The organism is Variovorax sp. V15, assembly GCF_041154425.1.
GTDB lineage: Bacteria > Pseudomonadota > Gammaproteobacteria > Burkholderiales > Burkholderiaceae_C > Variovorax > Variovorax guangxiensis.
The window spans coordinates 4,634,381-4,655,319 of sequence record NZ_AP028659.1; the positions used below are offsets into that span (position 1 = coordinate 4,634,381).

Genomic DNA, 20,939 nt, shown 5'->3' on the forward strand with positions numbered 1-20,939 from the left:
CGGAAGCGCAAGCTTGGTGGAATCCCGCACCGGGGCCGCTGGCGCTGCGGCCAAAGCATCTGCGCCGGGAGGGCGATTCCCCCATTGCGGTCTTCATGCGCTCACAATGTCCGCCGGTTACTCCACGGGACGACACCATGAGCGTTTTGCACATGTTTCTACCGGTATGCGAGCCGGCGCGCAGCGAGGCGCTGGCTCAGTTGCGGAAGACGCACCACCTGCCCCGCCACCTCGTCAAGGGCATCGCGATAAGGCACCACGCCGGGAGCGAACAGGCCGCCGCGGCAGATGCGCAGCAGGCCCAGCTGCAGGCACAGACACCGCCGCAGGAAGCACAGGCACAGGCCTCGCCGCAATAGCTCCGGCCTCAGCCGGGCCGAAGATCACTGGCTGGCGTTCGGCGTCGCGCGCGCCAGCAGCCGGATGTGCTCGAAATCGAGCAGGTCCAGTGCGTGCCGCACGGCCTCGACCAGCGCCGAATGGCGCGCGTCGGCCGCGAGGCGGTCGGCCCATTCGTGAAGGTCGCTCCAGCGGCCGTCGCGCGCGAGCGTTTCCAGTTCGTCGCGCACCGCCGCGGGCAACGGTTCGATGGCGGGCACCGGCATGCGCCTGGGTTTGTGGACCAGCGCCGGGTTCGGCAGCGGCCTTGCGACCACGGGCACCAGTTCCTTCGGCGCCTCCTTCACGATCACCGAGAAGCGCACGCGCGTGCCCAGGTTGCGGCGGCTCTCCAGCTGCAGCCGCCCGCCCATGTGCTGCACGATGCGCCGGGCGATGGCCAGCCCGAGCCCATGGCCGTTGGAACTGGGCGCACCCTGCTCGAAGGCGCGCATGATGCGCGCCTGCTCTTCCTTCTCGATGCCCACGCCGCTGTCCCACACGTCGAACTCGAGCCGCCATGAATCCTCGCGCGGCCGGGCCTGCACGCGCAGGCCCATCTTGCCGTCGCGCGTGAACTTCGCGGAGTTCGACAGGAGGTTCAGCAGCAGCTGCTGGAAGCGCTTGCTGTCCAGGTACACGGCGGTCGGCAGCGCGCCGAGCACGTCGAGCTCGAAGCGGTTGTGCTGGCGCTGCGCGAGCGTGTCGGCGTACTGCGCGATGTCGTCGATCAGCGCACGCAGGTGCACCGGCTTCGCTTCGAAGGAAAAGGGCAGCAGCTCGCTCCTGGCGTAGTCGAGCAGGTCGTCCACGAGCGCGAGCTGATAGGCCGCGCTGCGCTCGATGGCCTGCAGCCTCTCGGGCGGCACAGCGTCGTCGTCGTTGAGCCGGCGCACGTTCCCGATGATGGTCGACAGCGGCGCGCGCAGGTCGTGGCTGATGTAGGCCAGCAGCTGCGTCTGCTCGCGCGCCTGCTGGTCGGCCTGCTCCAGCGCCGCGTTCAGCGCGTGCGTCTTGCGCTCCACTTCCTCGCGCAGCCGCTGCTGCTCTTCCGCCTGCCAGTGCGCCAGCGTGCGCTGCGCCGAATGCCGCTGCCGCGACAGGTGCTGCGCCCACGCCGCCAGCGCCACCAGACCGACCAGCATGCCCGGGAAGCCCAGCGCATAGGCGTCGAAGCCGCGGATCATGTGCGCCGGCATCGCCAGCTCGACCAGCCGCAGGCACACGCCGACGGCGACGATGCTCATCACCGGAAACGCCAGCCTCCCGCCCGGCCCCGCACGGCGCATGTAGATGAAGGTGCTGACGGTCAGCGAAACCACCACCAGCGGCGCGCTCAGCGTGCCCGCCATCGCGAAGGGCGCATAGGGGCCGACGAGCGTGCCCAGCACCACCACGCACTGCGCGACCGCGAGCACGAAAAGCCATCGCAGCCCGGGCACGCGCACCGGCCCGCGCCGCGACACGGTGTACAGGTACCACATCAGCGAGAGCACGCAGCAGCCCGCGGTGACGCCGGCCGCGCGGTAGCTCCACTCGATGCTGTCGGGCCACAGCGCGAGCCGCGCGTGGCCGCGGTAGGTGCTCTCGTAGAGCGCCACCAGCGCGAAGCCCATGCTCTGCAGCGCCATCGCGAGGTTGCGCGAGATGACCCACAGCGACAGCGAATACACCGACAGCACCAGCAGCCCGCCGATGAGCAGGCCGTCGATCAGCGCGTGGCTGCTTTCCGACATGCGCCACGCCTCCGCCGAATACAGCTTCGGCACGAGCTTGACACTGCTGTCGGTGCGCACGCGCACCAGCACGCGCGCCTGCTCGCCGGGGCGCAGGTCGAGGTCCAGCGTGGGCACGCGGTCACGGTCGCGGCCCGCGCTGGAGCGCGCCGACACGCCCGCCTGCTCGTGCGTCCAGCTGGCCCAGCCGGCGAGTTCGCGGCGGGCGTGGAAGTCGACGAACTGCAGCCAGGTGGCATCGAGCACCAGCCGCAGCGGCTGGATGGTGGCGCTGCCGTTCACCACGGTCAGGCGCAGCCAGAAGGCGGATCTGGAGAAGCCGGGACGCATGCGCGCGGAGTTACCGGGCTGGAAGCCGTCGGGCGAGTCGTCCTGCAGCGCATCGACCTCGTCGAGCGTGAGCTGCGCGCCGGTGTCCTCGAACATTTCGACGCGCGTGTCGAGCAGCACCGGCCAGCGGGTCTCGTCGTCGATGCGCAGCACGTCCGCCCAGGCGGCGGGAAGCCCCATCAGCCAGAGGACGGCGCACAACAGGAGCGCGCGAGCGCAGTGAATGCCGCGAATGCCGCAAGGGCCCGGGGTGGTCACCGCCTTTGCGCTGCCGCGTCAGGCCGAAGGCACCGACGGCGGCGCGACTGGCGCGGCGCGCGCCTGGCGGAATGCAGTGGGCGTGCGGCCGAAGCGTTCGCGGAATGCGGTCGAGAAATTGGCGGCACCCGAAAAACCCACTGCCAGAGCCACTTCTTCCACGCTGAGCGCCGAGCCCGCGAGCAGCCGCTGCGCCTCGGCAAGCCGGGCCTCGCGCGCGAACTCGAACACCGTGCGGCCGGTCTGCTCCCTGAACACGCGCGACAGGCGCTTCTCGTGCGTGCCCACGCTCGCGGCCAGCGCGGGCAGCGCCGGCACGTTGGCGAGGTCGGCGCGCACCAGCCGCTCGACGGCCTGGGCGAGCACACGGTCGGCATGGTCCGCAGCGGGCTCGCCACGGGCGTGCTCCAGCGCGCTCTCGGCCTCTTCGATGCAGGCCTGCGCCTGCTCGCGGCAGCTCGCGAGCGCGAGGTGCACCGCCACGCGCGCCAGCACTTCCGCCGGCTCGAAGGGCTTGAGGATGTAGTCGACGGCGCCTTCGCGCAGGCCGGTGAGGCGCTCTTCCACCGAGCTCGACGAGGTCACGAAGATCACCGGGATGCGCGCGGTCGCGCGATCTGCCTTCAGCAGCCGGCAGGTGGCGTAGCCGTCGGTGGCGCCCATGCGCACGTCCAGCAGCACCAGGTCGGGCTGCAGCGCGGTCGCACGGCGGTAGCCCTCGAGCGCATCGAATGCGAGGCTGATGCGGTGCCCCGCCTCTCGCAGCGTTGCCAGCAACAGCTGCAGCTCTTCGATGTTGTCGTCGATGACGAGGATGTGCGCGCGCCGGGGCGGCGTGGTCGACCAGTAGGACATGGGCGTCGAGCGTAGGAGTGCGTCGCCTAAACGCAGCGTGAATTAGTTCACATTCAGTTCACATTATGTTGCATTAGTAAACAAATGTCATCATTGGCAAAGCTTTTGTCCTGAATCGCAAAAGTGGCCCCTGGGGGGCCGCCGAAGAATCCCGCCCTTTCCGGAGCACCCCGCCGCCTTCGCGGCGCCAGAACGAAAGGTGCCCGGCCACCAGAGCCATCACGAGGGACGGGATGTTCAGGACCCCATCGAATCTGTCGCACGCGCAGGAGCGCCGCGACTTGTCTTCCAACGCCGCGCGACTGCGGCACTGCCTGAGGCGCATCGCCGCGCCTCTCGCGGGGCTGCTCTTCGCCACGGCCGCGCACGCGGTGCCGCAGGTGTCGAGCCTGGTGCATTCGCCGGACATCCTTCCCGCCGGCGGCACGGTGACGAGCACCGTCACCATCGCCGAGACCGACAGCCTGCCGATCGGCGCACCGGGTGCGTCGTTCACGTACACGATTCCCGGCAATTCGATCTACATGGGCACCGGCACGGTCCCCGTGGGCAGCTGCTCGGCGACCATTTCCGTGGGCACGGCCGGCCCCGGCACGCTGACCTGCTCGGGCATCACGCTCGCGGCGAACCAGCTTCGCGACTTCCAGGTGCTGCTGCGCACGGTCTCGCAAGGCACGCTGACCGTGACCGCCACACCCAGCGGTGGCGGCTCCAGCGAGACGAAGATCATCACCGTGAACCAGGGCGCCGACGTGGCGGTGGCCATCAGCGCGCCGGCCACCGCGCCGAGCGGCTCGACGGTGCCGATCGTCTTCACGCTCACCAACAACGGCCCCGACACCAGCACCGGCTCGACGCTGACCTACCCGATTCCCACGGGCCTGTCGGTGTCGGGCAGCGGCCTGCCCTCGGGCTGTTCGATCACGGGCAGCGAACTGCGCTGCAACGTGCCGGCCACGCCGGCCACCGCCGGCAGCAACAGCCGCACCTACAGCATCAACGCCGTGGTCACCGCGGGCGCGGGCTCCACCATCACGCACCAGCCGGCCGTGGCGGCCGCGGGTTCGGTGGAGGACGGCGTTTCCACCAACAACGGCGCCACCGCCAACACCACCGTGACGGCGGGCTACGTGCTCGCGCTCGCGAAGAGCCACGACGGCGGCCAGCTGCTGGTGGGCCAGCGCTTCAACTTCAGGCTGAGCCCGAGCTTCAGCGGCACCGCGCCCACGGGCGTGACGCTGACCGACACCATTCCCGCCAACTTCGCGATCCAGACGCTGCCCAGCCAGCCGGCCGGCTGGAGCTGCTCCGCCAGCGGCCAGACGGTGAGCTGCACGCGCAGCAACATCGGCGGCAGCGGCGGCGCGAACGTGGCGCTCGGCGACATCGTGGTGCCGGTCATCGCGATGACCGCCGGCACCGGCATCGTCAACGAAGCCACCGTGAGCGCGACCGGCCCCATCGCCAACTCGGCCACCGGCAGCGTGCCGGCCGACGTGGCGGTCTCGGCCACCGACTTCCGCGCCGACAAGCGCCGCGGCTGGCCGCAGAACAACGTGCCGCTGGGCCAGGCCTTCGACTACCAGGTCGGCAGCACCAACCTCGGCGGCACCCGCCTGCTCGCGGGCAGCACCATCCAGCTGGTGGACGACCTGCCCGCCGGCGTGCAGATCAACAGCGTCACCCAGCGCGACGGCTACACCTGCACGGTGACCAAGGGCGGCGCCACCGTCGTGCCGACGCCCGCGACGCCGGTGCCCGGCCCCGCCACCGTGACCTGCACGCGCACGCTCGCGGCCGACATCGGCGTGGACACCTCCAACGGCAGCAGCGCGCGCAACGGCGGCTACATCATCGTGAACGCCACCATCCCGTCGCTGCCGGCGGGCGGCCAGATCGTCAACAGCATGTGCGTGAACGTGGCGCTGCCCGCGGCAGCGCCCACGCTCGGCGCCGACCCCGACGCCAACACCGGCAACGACTGCGTGAGCCTGGGCACCGGCGCGAACGACGGCGCCACCGCGGCCGACGTGAAGGTGCTCAAGCGCGTGGTGGGCATCGGCGACAGCGCGGGCAACCGGCAGGTCGCGGGCCAGGACGTCACCTGGCAGATCGAGGTGGTCAACGCCGGCCCCTCCGAGGCGCAGAACGTGGTCGTCACCGACGCCTTCGCCCAGGTGATCGGCGCGGGCGCCGTCACCCAGACGCCCAACGGCGGCACCTTCGCGGGCACCTGCGCGCTGCCGGCCAACGGCAGCGGCTTCGGGCAGGCGTCGCTGTCGAACTGCACGCTGTCGACCCTGCCGGTCTGCCGCGCGAGCACCGACCCCGCCAGCGCCCTGCCGCTGTGCCCCGTCATCCAGGTGGTCGCGAAGCACTACGGCGACGGCGCATCGGCAACCGATCACGGCTTCCAGATCAACAACACCGCCAACGCGCTGGCAACCACGCCGGCCGATCCGAACCTGGCCAACAACGACGGCAGCGCCACCGCCTACCTGCTGGCGCGCGCCGATGTCACGGTCACCAAGTCGGCAAGCCCCGCCACGGTGCCGGTCGGCCAGCTGCTCACCTACACGCTCACGGCACGCAACCAGAGCCTCGCGCAGGGCAACATGAGCCGCGCCTACGACGTGCACGTGGTCGACACGCTGCCGGCCAACCTGATGTTCATCTCGGCCACAGCCTCGGGCGGCGGCAGCTGCAGCACGCAGCCGAACACCACCCAGCCCACGGGCACCGGCACCACCAACAACCAGCTCGAGTGCGCGTGGACCTCGCTCGACCGCAACGTGCAGCAGACCGTCACGGTGCGCGTGCGGCCGCTGTACGTGCTCAACGGCTCCACGGTGACCAACAGCGTGCACGTCTCCACGGCCACGCCGGAGATCAGCACCACCAACAACGACGCCACCGTGCCGGCCACCATCGGTGCGCCGGTGTACGACCTGGTCGTCACCAAGCGCGACGACGTCGACCCGGTGAACGTGGGCGACGACGTGGGCTACACCATCACGGTGTCGAACAACAGCGCCTCGACGGCGGAAGACGTGCGCATGGTCGACACGCTGCCGCTGCCAGGGCCGAGCGGCGAGGCGCCGCCCACGCTGGTGTCGGTGACCGCGCCGGGCGGCACCACCTTCGCGCTGGCCAACGGCGCCGCGATCGGCTCGGCCGGCGGGCAGATTGTCTTCACCATCCCGACGCTGGGCGGCAAGCAAGGTTCGTCGGGGGCGACCGGAGAGCCCGACACGCTGCAGTTCCGCGTGGTGCTGCGCGGCGTTTCGCGCGGCACCTTCCAGAACAACGCCAGGGTCGACTTCTTCGAAGCCGCGCGCAACGCCTTCGACACCGTGCAGGGCAACAACGCGGTGGCCGAGAACACCACCTTCCGCTTCAAGGCCGACGTGCAGGTGGTCTCCAAGGCCGCCGTCGTGGCCGGCACCAACACGCCGCTGGGCACCGTCTCCTCGGCGGTGCCCTTCGACTGGATCGTGCAGCTGCGCAACAACGGCCCCGACAGCGCCGAGACCACCGCCTTCACCGACAACCTGCCCGCACCGCTGGTGCTGGCCGGCACGCCGGTGTTCACCGTGACCGGGGGCAGCTTCACGCCCGCCGCGCCCACCTGCACAGGCACGGCCGGCAGCAGCGCCGTGAGCTGCGCCATCGCTTCGATGCCGGCCAACGGCACGGCCGCCGTGCGCATTCCGGTGCGCTTCAGCGGCGCGGCGCCGGCCAACGGCACCGTGCTCACCAACCGCGCCCACATCGTCACCACCGGTTCGGGCGACACCAACGGCGGCACCGATCCGGACGGCGGCAACAACTTCAACGACGGCTCCGTGACCGTGCAGAACAGCGCGCTCTCGGGCCGCGTGTATGAAGACCTGAACGGCAACGGCCTGATCGACGGCGGCGAGCCCGCCATCGCCGGCGTGACCATCCGCCTGACCGGCACCGACAGCTCGGGCAATGCGGTCTCGATGACCACCACCACCGACGCGGGCGGCAACTGGGCCTTCACCGTGCCCGCAGGCACCTACAGCGTGACGGAGGACCAGCCCGCCGCATACCTGCCCGGCATCACGCGTGCCGGCACCGTCAGCGGTGCGGGCAGCACGCCCGGCACCGTGCCGCCGGGCACCGGCAACGGCCCGAACGGCTCCAACGCCAACCGCATCGACAACATCGTGCTCGGCACGGGCGGCGCCTCCAGCGCCAACAACTTCGGCGAGGTGCGCGCCTCGAGCCTGGCCGGCCGCGTCTACCAGGACGCCGACTACAACAACACGGCCAGCCCGGGCGATCCCGGCATCGCCGGCGTGACCGTCACGCTCACCGGCACCGACATGTTCGGCAACCCGGTATCGCTGACCACCACCACGGCGGCCAGTACCGGCAACTACGCCTTCAACAACCTCACGCCCGGCACTTACGTGCTGACCGAGACGCAGCCCGCGGGCTTCGCCGACGGCAGCGACACGGCCGGCAGCGCCGGCGGCACCGCGGGCAACGACGTGGTGAACGCCATCGCACTGGCTTCCAACGTGAACGGCACCGGCTACAACTTCGGCGAGCTGCTCACCCGCATCACCACGCGCGTGTTCGTCGACGGCAACAACGACGGCGTCCCGCAGGCGGGCGACACCGGCATCCCGAACGTCGAACTGCGCCTGACGGGCACCGACGCCGCGGGCAACCCGGTGAACCTGCTCGCGGTGGCCACCGGCACGCCGGGCGGCTACGAGTTCCGCAACGTGCCTCCCTCGGGCGCGGGCGGCTACACCATCACCGAGACGCAGCCGGCCAACTACGCGCCCGGCAAGGCCAACAACAACGGCCAGCCCGGCACGCCGCAAGGCGGCGGCAACGTCATCAGCGGCGTGACCGTCCCGGGCACCAACGTGCCGCTGACGCAGGGCGAATACTGGTTCGGCGAACTGCTGCCCGGCGGCATTTCGGGCCGCGTCTACTACGACCGCGACGGCAACGGCGCGCAGGGCGCGCCGGCCACCGAGCCGGGCCTGGCGGGCGTGGTCATCACGCTCACCGGCACCGACGTCAACGGCCAGGCGGTGTCGCGCACCACCACCACCGACGCCAGCGGCGACTACAGCTTCCCGAACCTCGCGCCGGGCAGCTACGCCGTGACCGAGGCGCGGCCCGCGGGCTACCTGCCCGGCATCACGCGCGCCGGCACCGTCAGCGGTGCGGGCAGCACGGCGGGATCCGTGCCCACCAGCGGCAGCGGCGTGACCAACGGCCCCAACGGCTCGACCGCGAACGTGATCCAGAACATCGTGCTGGGCGCCGCGGGCGCAGGCTCCGCCGGCAACAACTTCTCGGCCGTGAAGCCCGCGAGCCTCTCCGGCTACGTGTACGCCGACGTGGCACCGTCCAACGGCACGCGCGACCCCGGCGAGCCTGGCATCGCCAGCACCACCATCCGCGTGACCGGCACCGACTTCCAGGGCAACCCGGTCGACCGCACGGTGCAGACCGCTGCCGACGGCCACTACCTGGTGGACGCGCTCACGCCCGGCACCTACCAGATCGACGAGACGCAGCCCGCCGGCGTGGCCGACGGCCCCGAGTCGCTCGGCACCGTGGGCGGCGCGCCGCGCGGCACCGCCAATCCCGGCGGCACCAACGACCGCTTCGGCGGCCTCGCGCTGGTGTCGGAAGACGCGGGCATCGACTACAACTTCGGCGAACGCGGCGGCCAGATCGCGGGCTGGGTGTACGTCGACACCAACAACGACGGGGTGCGCCAGCCGACCGAGGCCGGCATCCCGGGCGTGACGCTCACGCTCACCGGCCGCTCCGCCAGCGGCCTCGCGGTGAACGCCACGGTGGTCACCGACGCGAACGGCCGCTATGTCTTCACCGGCCTGCTGCCGGCCGACGCGGCGGGCTACACCATCCGCGAGACGCAGCCCGTGACCTACGCCGACGGCCTCGACGCCGTGGGCACGGTCGAGGGCGCGGCCACCGGCACGCTGGGCAACGACGTCATCAGCGCCATCGCCTACCGAGGCGGCAACGGCGACAACTACAACTTCGGCGAACGCGGCGCATCGCTGGCGGGCACGGTCTACAACGACGCCAACCGCAACGGCAAGCGCGAGCCGCAGGACCTGCCCATCGCCGGCGTGACCATCACGCTCACCGGCACCGACGCGGCCGGCCAGCCGGTGACGCGCACCGCCGTCACCGACGCCAACGGCCGCTACGAGCTGCCCGGCCTTCCGCTGCCAGGCAGCGGGGGCTACACCGTCACCGAGACGCAGCCGAGCGGCTACGACGAAGGCATCGCCATTCCCGGCACGCTGGGCGGCACCGCGCAGGGCACCAACCAGATCCGCGTGAACTTCACCGGCCTGGAAGCCAACGGCACCGGCTACGACTTCACCGAGCACAGCAACCAGCCCGCGTCGCTCACCGGCACCGTGTGGTTCGACCAGAACCACAACCGCAGCCGCGAATCGGGCGAGGGCCAGGGCGAAGGCTGGACGGTGGAGCTGATGCGCTGCGCCGACGGCGGCAACGCCTGCGCCGAGAACGCGGCCACCGTTCTCTACACCGTGACCACCGGCGCCGACGGCAGCTACCGCTTCGGCGACCTCGTGCCCGGCGAATACCGCGTGCGCTTCCGCTCGCCCGACGGCCGCGTCGTGGGCGGCGTGTGGCCGACCGATGCCGCGCAGAACGGCGCCAACGGCCCCTACCCGACGCCTGCCGCGAGCGACCCGCGCTTCAGCATCAAGGTGCGCGTGAGCGCGGGCGCCAACATCCAGAAGCAGGACCTGCCCTACGACCCGGGCGGCGTGGTGTATGACAGCGTGAGCGGCACGCCCGTGCCCGGCGCGCTGGTGAAGCTGGTCGGCCCGGCGGGCTTCGACCCCTCGCAGCACCTGCTCGACGGACGCGACAGCTACACCACCGGCACCAGCGGCTACTACGACTTCTTCTTGCTGCCGGGCGCACCGGCTGGCGAGTACCGCCTCGTCATCACGCCGCCGGGGGCCTACCTGCCCTCCTCGATGTACCCGCCCGCGGCCGGCGCGCTCGGCACGCAGTCCTGCGCGGCGCCTGCCAACGGCCCGGCACCCGCGCAGACCAAGCCCTGCGTGGTGAGCCCCGGCGCGGCACTGGTGCCGGGCGCGGGCTACTACATGCTGTTCAACATGCCGGGCGGCGGCGGCCAGCACGTGGTGGCCAACAACATCCCGCTCGATCCGTCGGACGCCACGCTCATCGAGCTGCGCAAGACCACCTCGAAGCTCACCGTGAAGAAGGGCGAGCTGCTGCCCTACCGCATCACGGCGCGCAACACGCGCGGCACCACGGTGCCGGGCGTGGCCGTGGTCGACACGCTGCCGCCGGGCTTCCGGTACATCCAGGGTTCGCTCAGCGTGCGCACGCTGCCCGGCGGCGTGGCGCTGCCGGTGGTGCCGCAGGTCAGCGGCCGCCAGGTGATCGTGCCCGGCCAGAACTTCGCGCCCAACGAGACCAAGGAATACCTGATGGTCGCGGGCGTCGGCGTGGGCGTGGGCGAAGGCGAGTTCGTCAACCAGGTCGTCGCCACGCAGGGCGTGGGGGGCAGGACGCTGTCGAACCTGGCCACCGCCAGCGTGCGCGTGGTGCCCGACGCCCTCTTCGACTGCACCGACGTGATCGGCAAGGTCTACGACGACAGGAACGCCAACGGCTACCAGGACGACGGCGAACCGGGCCTGGCCAACGTGCGCATCGCCACCGTCAACGGCGTGCTGGCCACCACCGACGCCGAGGGCCGCTACCACATCGCCTGCGCCGCCATACCGAAGGAAGGCACCGGCAGCAACCTGGTGCTCAAGCTCGACGAGCGCACCCTGCCTTCGGGCTATCGCACCACCAGCGAGAACCCGGCGGCCGAGCGCGCCACGCGCGGCAAGGTGCTGAAGATCAACTTCGGCGCCACCGTGCACCGCGTGGTGCGCCTCGCGCTGCAGGGCGCGGCCTTCGACGAAGGCGCCGCCACGCTGCGCGCCGCCTTCGCGGGCGAACTCGACCGCACGGTCGCCGTGCTGGCCGAGAAGACATCGGTGCTGCGGCTGGCCTACAAGGCCGCGCCGGGCGAGCCCGCCTCGCTGGGCCGCGACCGCACCGACGCGGTGAAGGCCGCTGTGCTCTCGCGCTGGAAGCAGCTCGGCGAGCAGCGCGCCTCGCGCAACGAGCCGCCGCTCTTCAACCTGGACGTCGAGATCGAACTGGTGCCTGCCGCCGCCTCTTCCGAGGAGGCCAAGCCATGACGCGAGGAAAAGACACCGCCGCCATGACCCGACAACAGACACCGAACCCGATCGAGCGAGCCGACATGAGAAGAAAGAAGAAGGCGCTTCCGAAGCGCATGGCCCTTGCGAGCGCCGTGGCCACCGCCTGCCTCGGCATGGGACTGGCCGCCGCGCAGGAGACCGCGGTGCGCGGCCGCATGCTCGACCACGCCGCGGCCGACCCGCGCGCGGTGGAGATCGACGGCGCACGCCGCCTGCCGCGCAGCAGCGAACGCGAGCTGCCCGCCACCGCGCCGGCGGTCGCCGCGCCCGCCGGCCCCGGCGTGTGCCGCACCTTCACCGCCTTCGGCACCGACGACGCGCCGCTGCGCCTGAGCGTGGACGGCCAGCTGCTGTCGCCCGACGGCAAGCAGCCCGCGGCCGACGGCGCCACCAGCGCCGACCGCCAGCGTTGCGTCGACGTGCAGCTCGAGCGCAACCAGCTGCGCCTGCAGTACGACAACCTCTCGCAGCCGCGCCGCCTGAGCGCCAGCGCCTGGCCCACCACCGTGGTGGCCGGCGACACGGTGCGCTTCGCGGGCTACAGCAACTACCTGCTCTTCACCTCGAAGGCCGAACTGCGCGTGTACACCGCCAACGAGGCGATGCAGCGCCGCCTGCTGGCCACCGTGCCGCTGGACGCCGGCCTGCGCGGCGAGTGGCAGGTGCCCGAGGGCCTGCTCGACCGCCTGCCCGAGAGCGCGAGCGGCAAGCTCTACTACCGCGTTCGCGTGTACGACCGCCAGGGCCGCTTCGACGAGACCGACGACCTCTCGCTCACGCTCGCGAAGCGCCACAAGCCCGAGGCCGGCACGCCGCCCGACGCGGCGCGCGAGCTGCTGCGCGGCTATGGCCAGAACAACATCGCCATCGCCAACATTCCGCTGAGCGCGGGCACCGTCACCGCCAGCGGCGCGGCCATCCGCCCCGGCGAGAGCGTGCGCGCGCTGGGCTTCGCGGTGCCGGTGGACGATAGCGGGCGCTTCGTGTTCCAGCAGCTGGTGCCGCGCCGCGTGCAGACCGGCGAGATCGCCGTCACCGACGCGCAGGGCGCCACGCGCGTTTACCGCCGCGACTTCGACCTGCCCAGCAGCGACTGGTTCTTCGTGGGCCAGGCCGACCTCACCGTGGGCAGCAACAGCGTGAGCGGCCCGGCCGCGATCATGACCAACGACAAGAACCGCTACGGCGGCGGCGGCTGGAGCGAAGGCCGCATCGCCGGCTACGCCAAGGGCCAGCTCAACGACCGCTGGACGCTCACCGCCAGCGTCGACACCGAAGAGCGTCCGCTGAAGGAGCTGTTGCGCAACCTCGACCGCAAGGACCCGACCTCGCTCTTCCGCCGCTTCGACCCCGAGGATTCCTGGAGCACCTTCGGCGACGACTCCACCACCGTAGAGGACGCGCCCACCCAGGGCCGCTTCTACCTGCGCGTGGACGACGGCCGCTCGCAGGCGATGTGGGGCAACTTCAAGCTCAACTTCGGCGACACCGAACTCACCCGCGTGAGCCGCGGCCTCTACGGCTTCCACGGCCGCTACCTCGGCGAGGAGTCGACCTCCTTCGGCGAGGCGCGGCTGAAGATCGACGCCTTCGCGGCCGAGCCCGGCACGCTGGCCGCGCGCGAGGAGTTCCGCGGCACCGGCGGCTCGCTCTATTACCTGCGCAACCAGGACATCACGCACGGCGCCGAGCGCGTGACGCTGGAGATCCGCGACCGCGACTCCGGCCTGGTGCTCAAGCGCACGCAGCTCGTGCCCACCACCGACTACGAGATCGACTACCTGCAGGGCCGCGTGCTGCTGTCGGCGCCGCTGCCCAGCCTGTCGGACGACGGCTCGCTGGTGCGCGCCGGCGGCTTCACCGGCATGCCGACCTACCTGGTGGTGGATTACGAATACACGCCGCTGGCCACATCGCTCGACACGCTGGCCGTGGGCGGCCGCGTCTCGTGGTGGGCCAACGACAACGTGGGCGTGGGTGTCACCGCCTCGCGGCAGGACCAGATCGGCGGCGACCAGCGCCTGGCCGGCGCCGACATCACGCTGCGCAAGACCGAGAACACCTACCTCAAGGGCGAGTTCGCGCGCAGCCGGGGCCCGGGCACCAGCCAGCTCGACTCGACGGACGGCGGCTTCAGCTTCACAGGCCGCAACGGATCGCTGACCAACGGATTGGGCAACGGCCCCACCGGCAGCGCCAGCGCATGGCGCCTCGAAGGCCAGGCAGACCTCGGCGACTTCGACATCCGCGGCGGCGGCCGCGTGAGCGCCTACGCGCAGTCGCGCGGCGCCGGCTTCTCGGCGCCGGGACAGTACGCGAGCAACGCCACGCGGCAGGTCGGCGTGCAGGCCACCGTGCCCTTCGGCGAGAAGGCGGAGAACGGCGAGCTGCGCCTGAAGGCCGATCGCCGCGACGAACAGAACGGCTACAACAGCAGCGTGCTCGACGCGCAGTACTCGCTCGCCCTGTCGCCCGAGTGGAAGCTGGGCCTGGGCCTGCGCTACGACGACAAGACCGGCGACGCGCTCATCACCAGCCCTTCCTTGCCGACCACGCAGGCGGTGTCTGGCGAGCGCGCCGACGCGGCCGTGCAGCTCGAATACACCGGCGCCGACCGCTGGAGCGCCTACGGCTTCGCGCAGAAGACGCTGCGGCGCACCGGCACGCGGCTGGAGAACGACCGCATCGGCCTGGGCGGGCGCTACCGCGTCAACGACAAGCTGGCGCTGCGCGGCGAGCTCTCCACCGGCGACGGCGGCTTCGCGGGCAAGGCCGGCGTCGACTACCAGTACGACGACCGCTCCAGCGTCTACATGACCTACGTGTCGGACACCGGCCGCACCGACGAGAACCTCATCGGCCGCGGCGGCAGCCTGGTGACCGGCGTGCGCTCGCGCGTGGGCGACGGCCTCACGCTCTTCACCGAGCACCGCCAGGCCACCGGCGCGCAGCCGGGCCTCACGCATGCCTACGGCGTGCAGTACGCACCCGACACGCGCTGGACCTTCGGCGTCAACTTCGAGAACGGCTGGATCGGTGCCGAGACGCTAGGCGCCACGCGCCGCCAGGCCGTGGCCTTCACCAGCGGCTATTCGAGCGAGCGCCTGAAATACAGCGGCGGCCTCGAATACCGCAAGGACCGCACCACCGCCGAGACGCGCACCAGCTGGCTGGTGAAGAACTCGTTCAGCTGGAAGGTGGACGACGACTCGCGCTGGATCGGCAAGTTCAACTGGGCCGACAGCGACAGCACCACCGGCACGCTGGCCGCGGCCAAGTACACCGAGGCCATGCTGGGCTACGCGCTGCGCCCGGCGCTGAACGACAGGCTCAACCTGCTGTTCAAGTACACCTATCTGTACGACCTCTCGTCGCCGGGCCAGGTGGTGTCGGGCGGCGTCGATTCCACGCTGGGCACGGTCTCGACCACCGGCGTCGACTACCAGCAGCGCAGCCACGTCTTCGCCATCGACGCCACCTGGGACCTCAACGAGCGCTGGACGCTGGGCGGCAAGTACGCCTGGCGCCGCGGCGAGTTGCGCGCGAGCCGCGACAGCTCCGCGCCGTGGTTCAAGAGCTCGGCCGAGCTCGCGGTGCTGCGCGTCGACTGGAAGCTGGTGCGCAACTGGGACTGGATGCTCGAATGGCGCACCCTGCGCGCGAAGGAACTCAAGGATCGCAAGAGCGGCTGGGTCACCGCCGCGTACTACCACGTCAACGAGAACCTGAAGGTCGGCGTCGGCTACAACTTCACCGACTACTCCGACAACCTCACCGACATGAGCTACCGCAGCAAGGGCTGGTTCCTGAACGTGCTGGGCAAGTTCTGAAGAGGCTGGCCATGAGCGAACCCAAGGAGATGCCCTTCAACGTGCCGCTGATCGACATCGCGCAGACGCTGGCGCGCGCGGGCTTCCTCGACGCCCGAGGAGAGCGCTACAGGCTCTGCGAGGAATGGGCCCGCGACTTCCAGGCCGACTTCGAGGCCCGCGCCGCCGCCGGCCGCGAGCCGGGCAGCACCTACCTGCGCGACGTGACCGCCTTCGCGCTGCGCCGGGCCGCCGCTTACGGTTTCACGGCGCGCAGCGAGGACTACGGCCCTCGGCTGTGCAGCGAGATGCGGCTTGCCGCCGGCGTGCGCTGAAATGAAGAAGACGGATGTTCTCGTGACGTTGATCGGCATGGCGCGCGCCGGCCTGGGCTTCACGCCCACGGACGCGCTCGCCTGCATCAGCGAGCTGATCGAGCGGGAAGACAAGCAGAATCCACTGCACGACGCCAACGTGGAGAGATTGCTGCGGCTCGGCGCGTGCGTATGGAGCCTGAAACACGGCATGCTGGCGCCGCCCTCCTCCAAGGGTCTGCTGCCGCAAGAGCTGAAGCAGCCGGAATAAACAGGCAGGAGCAATGCAGGCGCCCACGACATGGCGCTTGCATTCATTCAATAATTCAAATATTCTCGAATCATGGAAGAATCAAAAGTCGTTCAGTCTCTTGCCGCGCTTGCCCAGCCGCTGCGCCTTCGCGTCTTTCGCGCCCTCGTCGTGGCCGGCCCCGAGGGCCTGACGCCCGGGGCGCTGGTCGAAGCGATGGAAGTGCCGGCCACCAGCCTCTCGTTCCACCTGAAGGAGCTGACCAACTCCGGACTCATCACGCAGGAGCGCAGCGGCCGCAACCTGGTCTACCGCGCCGCCTTCGAGCAGATGGATGCGCTGCTGGGCTTCCTCACCGAGAACTGCTGTGCGGGCGCCCCCTGCGCGGTGGAAGACAGAACCAGATCCTGCAACACCCAAGGAGCCACCCCATGAAGCGATTCCACGTTCACCTTCACGTCGACGACCTGCACAAGAGCATTGCCTTCTATTCCAGCCTGTTCGCCGCCGAGCCCGCGCGCGTCGAGGCCGACTATGCCAAGTGGATGCTCGAAGACCCGCGCGTGAACTTCGCCATCTCGACCTTCGGCAGCGGCAAGGGCATCGACCACCTGGGCATCCAGGCAGAGGACGAAGGCGAGTTGCGGGAGCTGCGCTCGCGCGCCGAACTGGCTGACCGGTCGCTGCTCGACGAAGGCGAAACCACCTGCTGCTACGCCCGCAGCGACAAGCACTGGGTGACCGACCCGCAGGGCATCGCCTGGGAGCACTACCGCACGCTCGACACGGTGCCCGTGCACGGCATTGCGCGCGAGCGGTCATCCGCCTGCTGCGTCACCCCTGGCAAGGCCAGCGCCTGCTGCTGAGCCACCAAGCCCCTCCTCGTTTCATGACCGACACCAACACCGCCCCGCTCAACGTGCTCTTTCTGTGCACGCACAACTCCGCGCGCAGCATCCTTGCCGAAGCGCTGCTCAACGACATCGGCGCCGGCCGCTTCAGGGCCTATTCGGCCGGCAGCAGCCCGCGCGCGAACCAGCAGCCCAATCCGATGGCCATCGAAGTGCTGCACAAGGCCGGCATCGACACATCGGGCCTGCGCAGCAAGAGCTGGGACGAGTTCGGGAAGCCGGATGCGCCCCGCATGGACCTCGTCGTCACCGTGTGCGACAACGCCGCGGGCGAGGCCTGTCCCTACTGGCCCGGCCAGCCGGCGACCGCGCACTGGGGCTACGCCGATCCCTCGGCGGTCGAAGGCGACGACGACCGCAAGCGCGAAGCCTTCCGCCAGACGCTGCACGCCATCCGCCGTCGCCTCGAGCTGCTGGTGAACCTGCCGGCGGCCAGCCTCGACAGGATGGCGCTGCAGGCCACCGCCCGCGAACTGGCCGGGTCCTGACGCGCGATGTCGTCCTCCATTGCACCGCCTGGCGCGGACCAGCCCGCCGCGCAGCCTTCCATCGGCGGCTTCGAACGCTACCTCACCGTGTGGGTGGCGCTGTGCATCGTCGCCGGGGTGGCCCTGGGCCAATGGTTCCCCACCGCGTTCCAGGCGGTGGCGCGCCTCGAACTCGCCAAGGTCAACCTTCCGGTGGGCCTGCTCATCTGGGTGATGATCGTGCCGATGCTCCTGAAGATCGACTTCGCAGCGCTCGGGCAGGTCAGGGCGCACTGGCGCGGCATCGGCGTGACGCTGGTGGTCAACTGGATCGTCAAGCCCTTCTCGATGGCGCTGCTGGGCTGGCTCTTCGTGCGCCATGCGTTCGCGACGCTGCTGCCGGCGGACCAGCTCGACAGCTACGTGGCCGGCCTGATCCTGCTCGCGGCGGCGCCCTGCACCGCGATGGTCTTCGTGTGGAGCCAGCTCTGCCGGGGCGACCCGTACTTCACGCTGTCGCAGGTCGCGCTCAACGACGCGCTGATGGTGGTGGGCTTCGCGCCGCTGGTGGCGCTGCTGCTGGGGCTGTCGTCGATCACGGTGCCGTGGGCCACGCTGCTGATCTCGGTGGGCCTGTACATCGTGGTGCCGGTCGCCATCGCGCAGCTGCTGCGCGGGCATCTCCTGAAGAAGGGCCCGTCGCGCCTGCAGGCCGTGGGCGCGCGGCTGGGCCGCTGGTCCATCGGCGCGCTGCTGCTCACGCTGGTGCTGCTCTTCGCGTTCCAGGGCGAGGCGATCATCGCGCAGCCGATGGTGATCGCGCTGCTGGCCGTTCCGATCCTCTGCCAGGTGGTGCTGAACTCGGGGCTGGCCTACCTGCTGAACCGCAAGCTCGGCGTGGCGCATTGCGTCGCGGGACCTTCGGCGCTGATCGGCGCGAGCAACTTCTTCGAGCTCGCGGTGGCGACTGCCATCAGCCTCTTCGGCTTCCAGTCGGGAGCGGCACTGGCCACGGTCGTCGGGGTGCTCATCGAGGTGCCGCTCATGCTGGCCGTCGTGTCGGTCGTGACGCGGTCACGGCGCTGGTACGAGCAGGGGCTGCCGCGCTGAAGCGTACGGGCGGGGCCGGCGGCGGCGAAGGCTTCGCACACCGCGACTTGCGGCGAGTCAACCCGACCGTTGCCGATTCGCCTCTTCTTGCGTGTGCCACAGCAGCGCGGGAAAAACGCCGACAAGCGCGTCGAGCCTGCTTTGCTACATTTTTCCGTCATGCCCCACAAGACTCCCGTGACACCCGGCAGAACCGCCGCAGAGGCCAGACCCCATGGCCGCTGATCCGCCACCTCGCTCGCCGGCGGCGCTCTCGCCCCTGACCCTGGCCGACGCCGATTTCCGCCTGATGGTGGAGGCGCTGCGGGACCACGCAGTCTTCCTGCTCGATCCGGACGGCCTGATCGTCGACTGCAATCCGGCGGCCCAGGTGCTGTGCGGCTGCGAACGCGATGGCGCCGTGGGGCAGCACTTCTCGCGCTTCCATCCGCCCGAGGCGCTCGAGGAGGGCTTGCCCGCCAGAGATCTGCAGCTGGCGCGCGAGAACGGCCGGGCGCACGGCGAAGGCTGGCTCGTGCGCCATGACGCCACCCGCTTCTGGGCGGAAACCACCCTCACGCGGCTCGACGATGCGAACGGCGCGCTGCGCGGCTTCGCGCAGATCACGCGCGACTTCACCGAGCGGCGCCAGCAGGAAGAGCTTCTGCGCGCGAGCGAGGAACGCTTCCGCCTCATGGTCGAGGGCGTGAAGGACTACGCGATCTTCATGCTCGACCCCGACGGCCACGTGGCGAGCTGGAACCTCGGCGCGCAACAGACGAAAGGCTACGCCGCCGAGGAGATCATCGGCCAGCATTTCTCGAAGTTCTACCCGCCGGAAGTCGCGGCGCGCGGCTGGCCGGCGGAAGAGCTCCGCAACGCGCTGCGCGACGGGCGCTTCGAGGACGAAGGCTGGCGCGTACGCAAGGACGGCGCCCGCTTCTGGGCCAGCGTAGTCATCACCGCGGTCTACGACCGGGCGGGCCGCCACAAGGGCTTCGCCAAGGTCACGCGCGACCTCACCGAGCGGCGCCGCATCACGGCGCTGGAGGACGAGGGCCGGCGCATGACCACGTTCCTGGCCATGCTCGGGCACGAGCTGCGCAACCCGCTCGCGCCGATCTCCAACGCGGTGGAGCTGCTCAAGCGCGAACAGAGCGAGTCGCGGGTGCTGCGCAGCACCCGCGACATCATCGATCGCCAGCTCAAGCAGATGACGCGGCTGATCGACGACCTGCTCGACGTCGGCCGCATCACCAGCGGAAAGATCCGGCTCGAGGCCAAGCCCGTGCGGCTGCGCGAAGCGGTGCAGGACGCGGCCGACGCGGTGCGGGTGCTGGCCGCGCAGAAGGACCAGCAGTTCGACGTGCGGGTCGACGCAGCAGACCCCTGGATCACCGGAGACCGGGCGCGCATCGTGCAGGTGGTGAGCAACCTGCTGCACAACGCCTGCAAGTTCACGCCCGTGGGCGGACAGGTGAGCGTTGCGGTGGGCCTCGGCGCGGTCGATGCCGTCACCGGCCTGCCCGAGGCGGAGATCGCCGTTCGCGACAGCGGCGTGGGCGTGCATCCGCAGGACCTGCAGAGGATCTTCGATCTCTTCGTGCAGGGCGAGCAGGACGCCTCGCACAGCAGCGGCGGGCTCGGCCTTGGCCTGAGCCTGGTGCAGCAGCTGGTGTCGCTGCATGGCGGCCGCGTGAGCGTGTTCTCCAGCGGACGGCCTGGCGAAGGCAGCGAGTTCCTGGTGCAGCTGCCCGCATCGCCGCCGCCCGAGCCGGGCAGCGGTACGCCCCGGTCGGCCGGAGACAGGCTGGTGCTGGTGGTGGACGACAACAAGGACGCGGCCGAAACGCTCTCCCTGCTGGTGGAAGCCCTCGGCTACGCGACCAAGGTGGTCCACGGCGGGCTCGCCGCCGTCGAGGCGGCGAAGGAACTGCGGCCCGACGTGATGCTCATCGACATCGGCATGCCCGACCTCGACGGCCACGCCGTGGTTCGGCGGCTGCGCGCCGAGCTGGTCGATCCGCCCACGGCGATCGCCGTGACGGGCTATGGACAGGCCAGCGACCGCGAGACCAGCTACGAGGCCGGCTTCCACAGCCACCTGACCAAGCCGGTGGACGTCGATCGGCTGGCCGACATCCTCATGCATCTGCTGCGGCCGGCGGCGCAACTGAGCTTCTGAAACTTGCGTACGTGCCAGCCGGGCGCGGATCACCCG

Annotated in this window: 12 protein-coding genes; 10 read left to right on the forward strand and 2 right to left on the reverse strand. The window is 70.6% G+C overall.

What is annotated here, in order from left to right; all coding sequences use genetic code 11:
- The first annotated feature begins 137 nt into the window (after positions 1–137).
- Entirely contained in the window at positions 138–359 is a 222-nt protein-coding gene (locus ACAM57_RS22000) for a hypothetical protein (RefSeq protein ID WP_369658917.1), read from the forward strand.
- A gap of 24 nt (positions 360–383) precedes the next feature.
- Here the strand turns inward: ACAM57_RS22000 and ACAM57_RS22005 are convergent, their stop codons facing one another.
- On the reverse strand, positions 384–2,645 hold the full coding sequence (locus ACAM57_RS22005) for an ATP-binding protein (RefSeq protein ID WP_369658918.1): 2,262 nt from the start codon (positions 2,643–2,645) through the stop codon (positions 384–386).
- Positions 2,646–2,720: 75 nt separating this feature from the next.
- Positions 2,721–3,557 carry a helix-turn-helix domain-containing protein gene (locus ACAM57_RS22010; RefSeq protein ID WP_369658919.1) on the reverse strand — a complete coding sequence of 279 codons (837 nt, stop codon included), beginning with the start codon at positions 3,555–3,557 and terminating at the stop codon, positions 2,721–2,723.
- Positions 3,558–3,838: 281 nt separating this feature from the next.
- Between ACAM57_RS22010 and ACAM57_RS22015 the strand changes: the two genes are divergently transcribed.
- The 9 genes from ACAM57_RS22015 to ACAM57_RS22055 all read left to right on the forward strand — a co-directional run bounded on the left by ACAM57_RS22015 (position 3,839) and on the right by ACAM57_RS22055 (position 20,903).
- Complete coding sequence (locus ACAM57_RS22015) at positions 3,839–11,854, forward strand: SdrD B-like domain-containing protein (protein ID WP_369658920.1); 8,016 nt, start codon at positions 3,839–3,841, stop codon at positions 11,852–11,854.
- Positions 11,851–15,708, forward strand: a complete 3,858-nt coding sequence (locus tag ACAM57_RS22020) for an OmpA family protein (protein ID WP_369658921.1) — start codon at positions 11,851–11,853, stop codon at positions 15,706–15,708. The genes ACAM57_RS22015 and ACAM57_RS22020 overlap by 4 nt, the downstream gene beginning before the upstream one ends.
- An 11-nt stretch (positions 15,709–15,719) precedes the next feature.
- On the forward strand, positions 15,720–16,022 hold the full coding sequence (locus ACAM57_RS22025; RefSeq protein WP_369658922.1) for a hypothetical protein: 303 nt from the start codon (positions 15,720–15,722) through the stop codon (positions 16,020–16,022).
- 1 nt (position 16,023) lies between these two features.
- Complete coding sequence (locus ACAM57_RS22030) at positions 16,024–16,272, forward strand: hypothetical protein (RefSeq protein ID WP_184635936.1); 249 nt, start codon at positions 16,024–16,026, stop codon at positions 16,270–16,272.
- A gap of 72 nt (positions 16,273–16,344) precedes the next feature.
- Positions 16,345–16,686 carry an ArsR/SmtB family transcription factor gene (locus tag ACAM57_RS22035; protein WP_369658923.1) on the forward strand — a complete coding sequence of 114 codons (342 nt, stop codon included), beginning with the start codon at positions 16,345–16,347 and terminating at the stop codon, positions 16,684–16,686.
- Complete coding sequence (locus ACAM57_RS22040; RefSeq protein ID WP_369658924.1) at positions 16,683–17,117, forward strand: ArsI/CadI family heavy metal resistance metalloenzyme; 435 nt, start codon at positions 16,683–16,685, stop codon at positions 17,115–17,117. Before ACAM57_RS22035 ends, ACAM57_RS22040 begins: the two co-directional genes overlap by 4 nt.
- 23 nt (positions 17,118–17,140) lie before the next feature.
- On the forward strand, positions 17,141–17,650 hold the full coding sequence (locus ACAM57_RS22045; protein ID WP_369658925.1) for an arsenate reductase ArsC: 510 nt from the start codon (positions 17,141–17,143) through the stop codon (positions 17,648–17,650).
- Positions 17,651–17,656: 6 nt separating this feature from the next.
- On the forward strand, positions 17,657–18,739 hold the full coding sequence (gene arsB / locus ACAM57_RS22050) for an ACR3 family arsenite efflux transporter (protein ID WP_369658926.1): 1,083 nt from the start codon (positions 17,657–17,659) through the stop codon (positions 18,737–18,739).
- Positions 18,740–18,953: 214 nt separating this feature from the next.
- A complete protein-coding gene (locus ACAM57_RS22055) occupies positions 18,954–20,903 on the forward strand; it encodes a PAS domain S-box protein (protein WP_369658927.1) in 1,950 nt (649 codons plus the stop codon).
- Positions 20,904–20,939 lie beyond the last annotated feature (36 nt).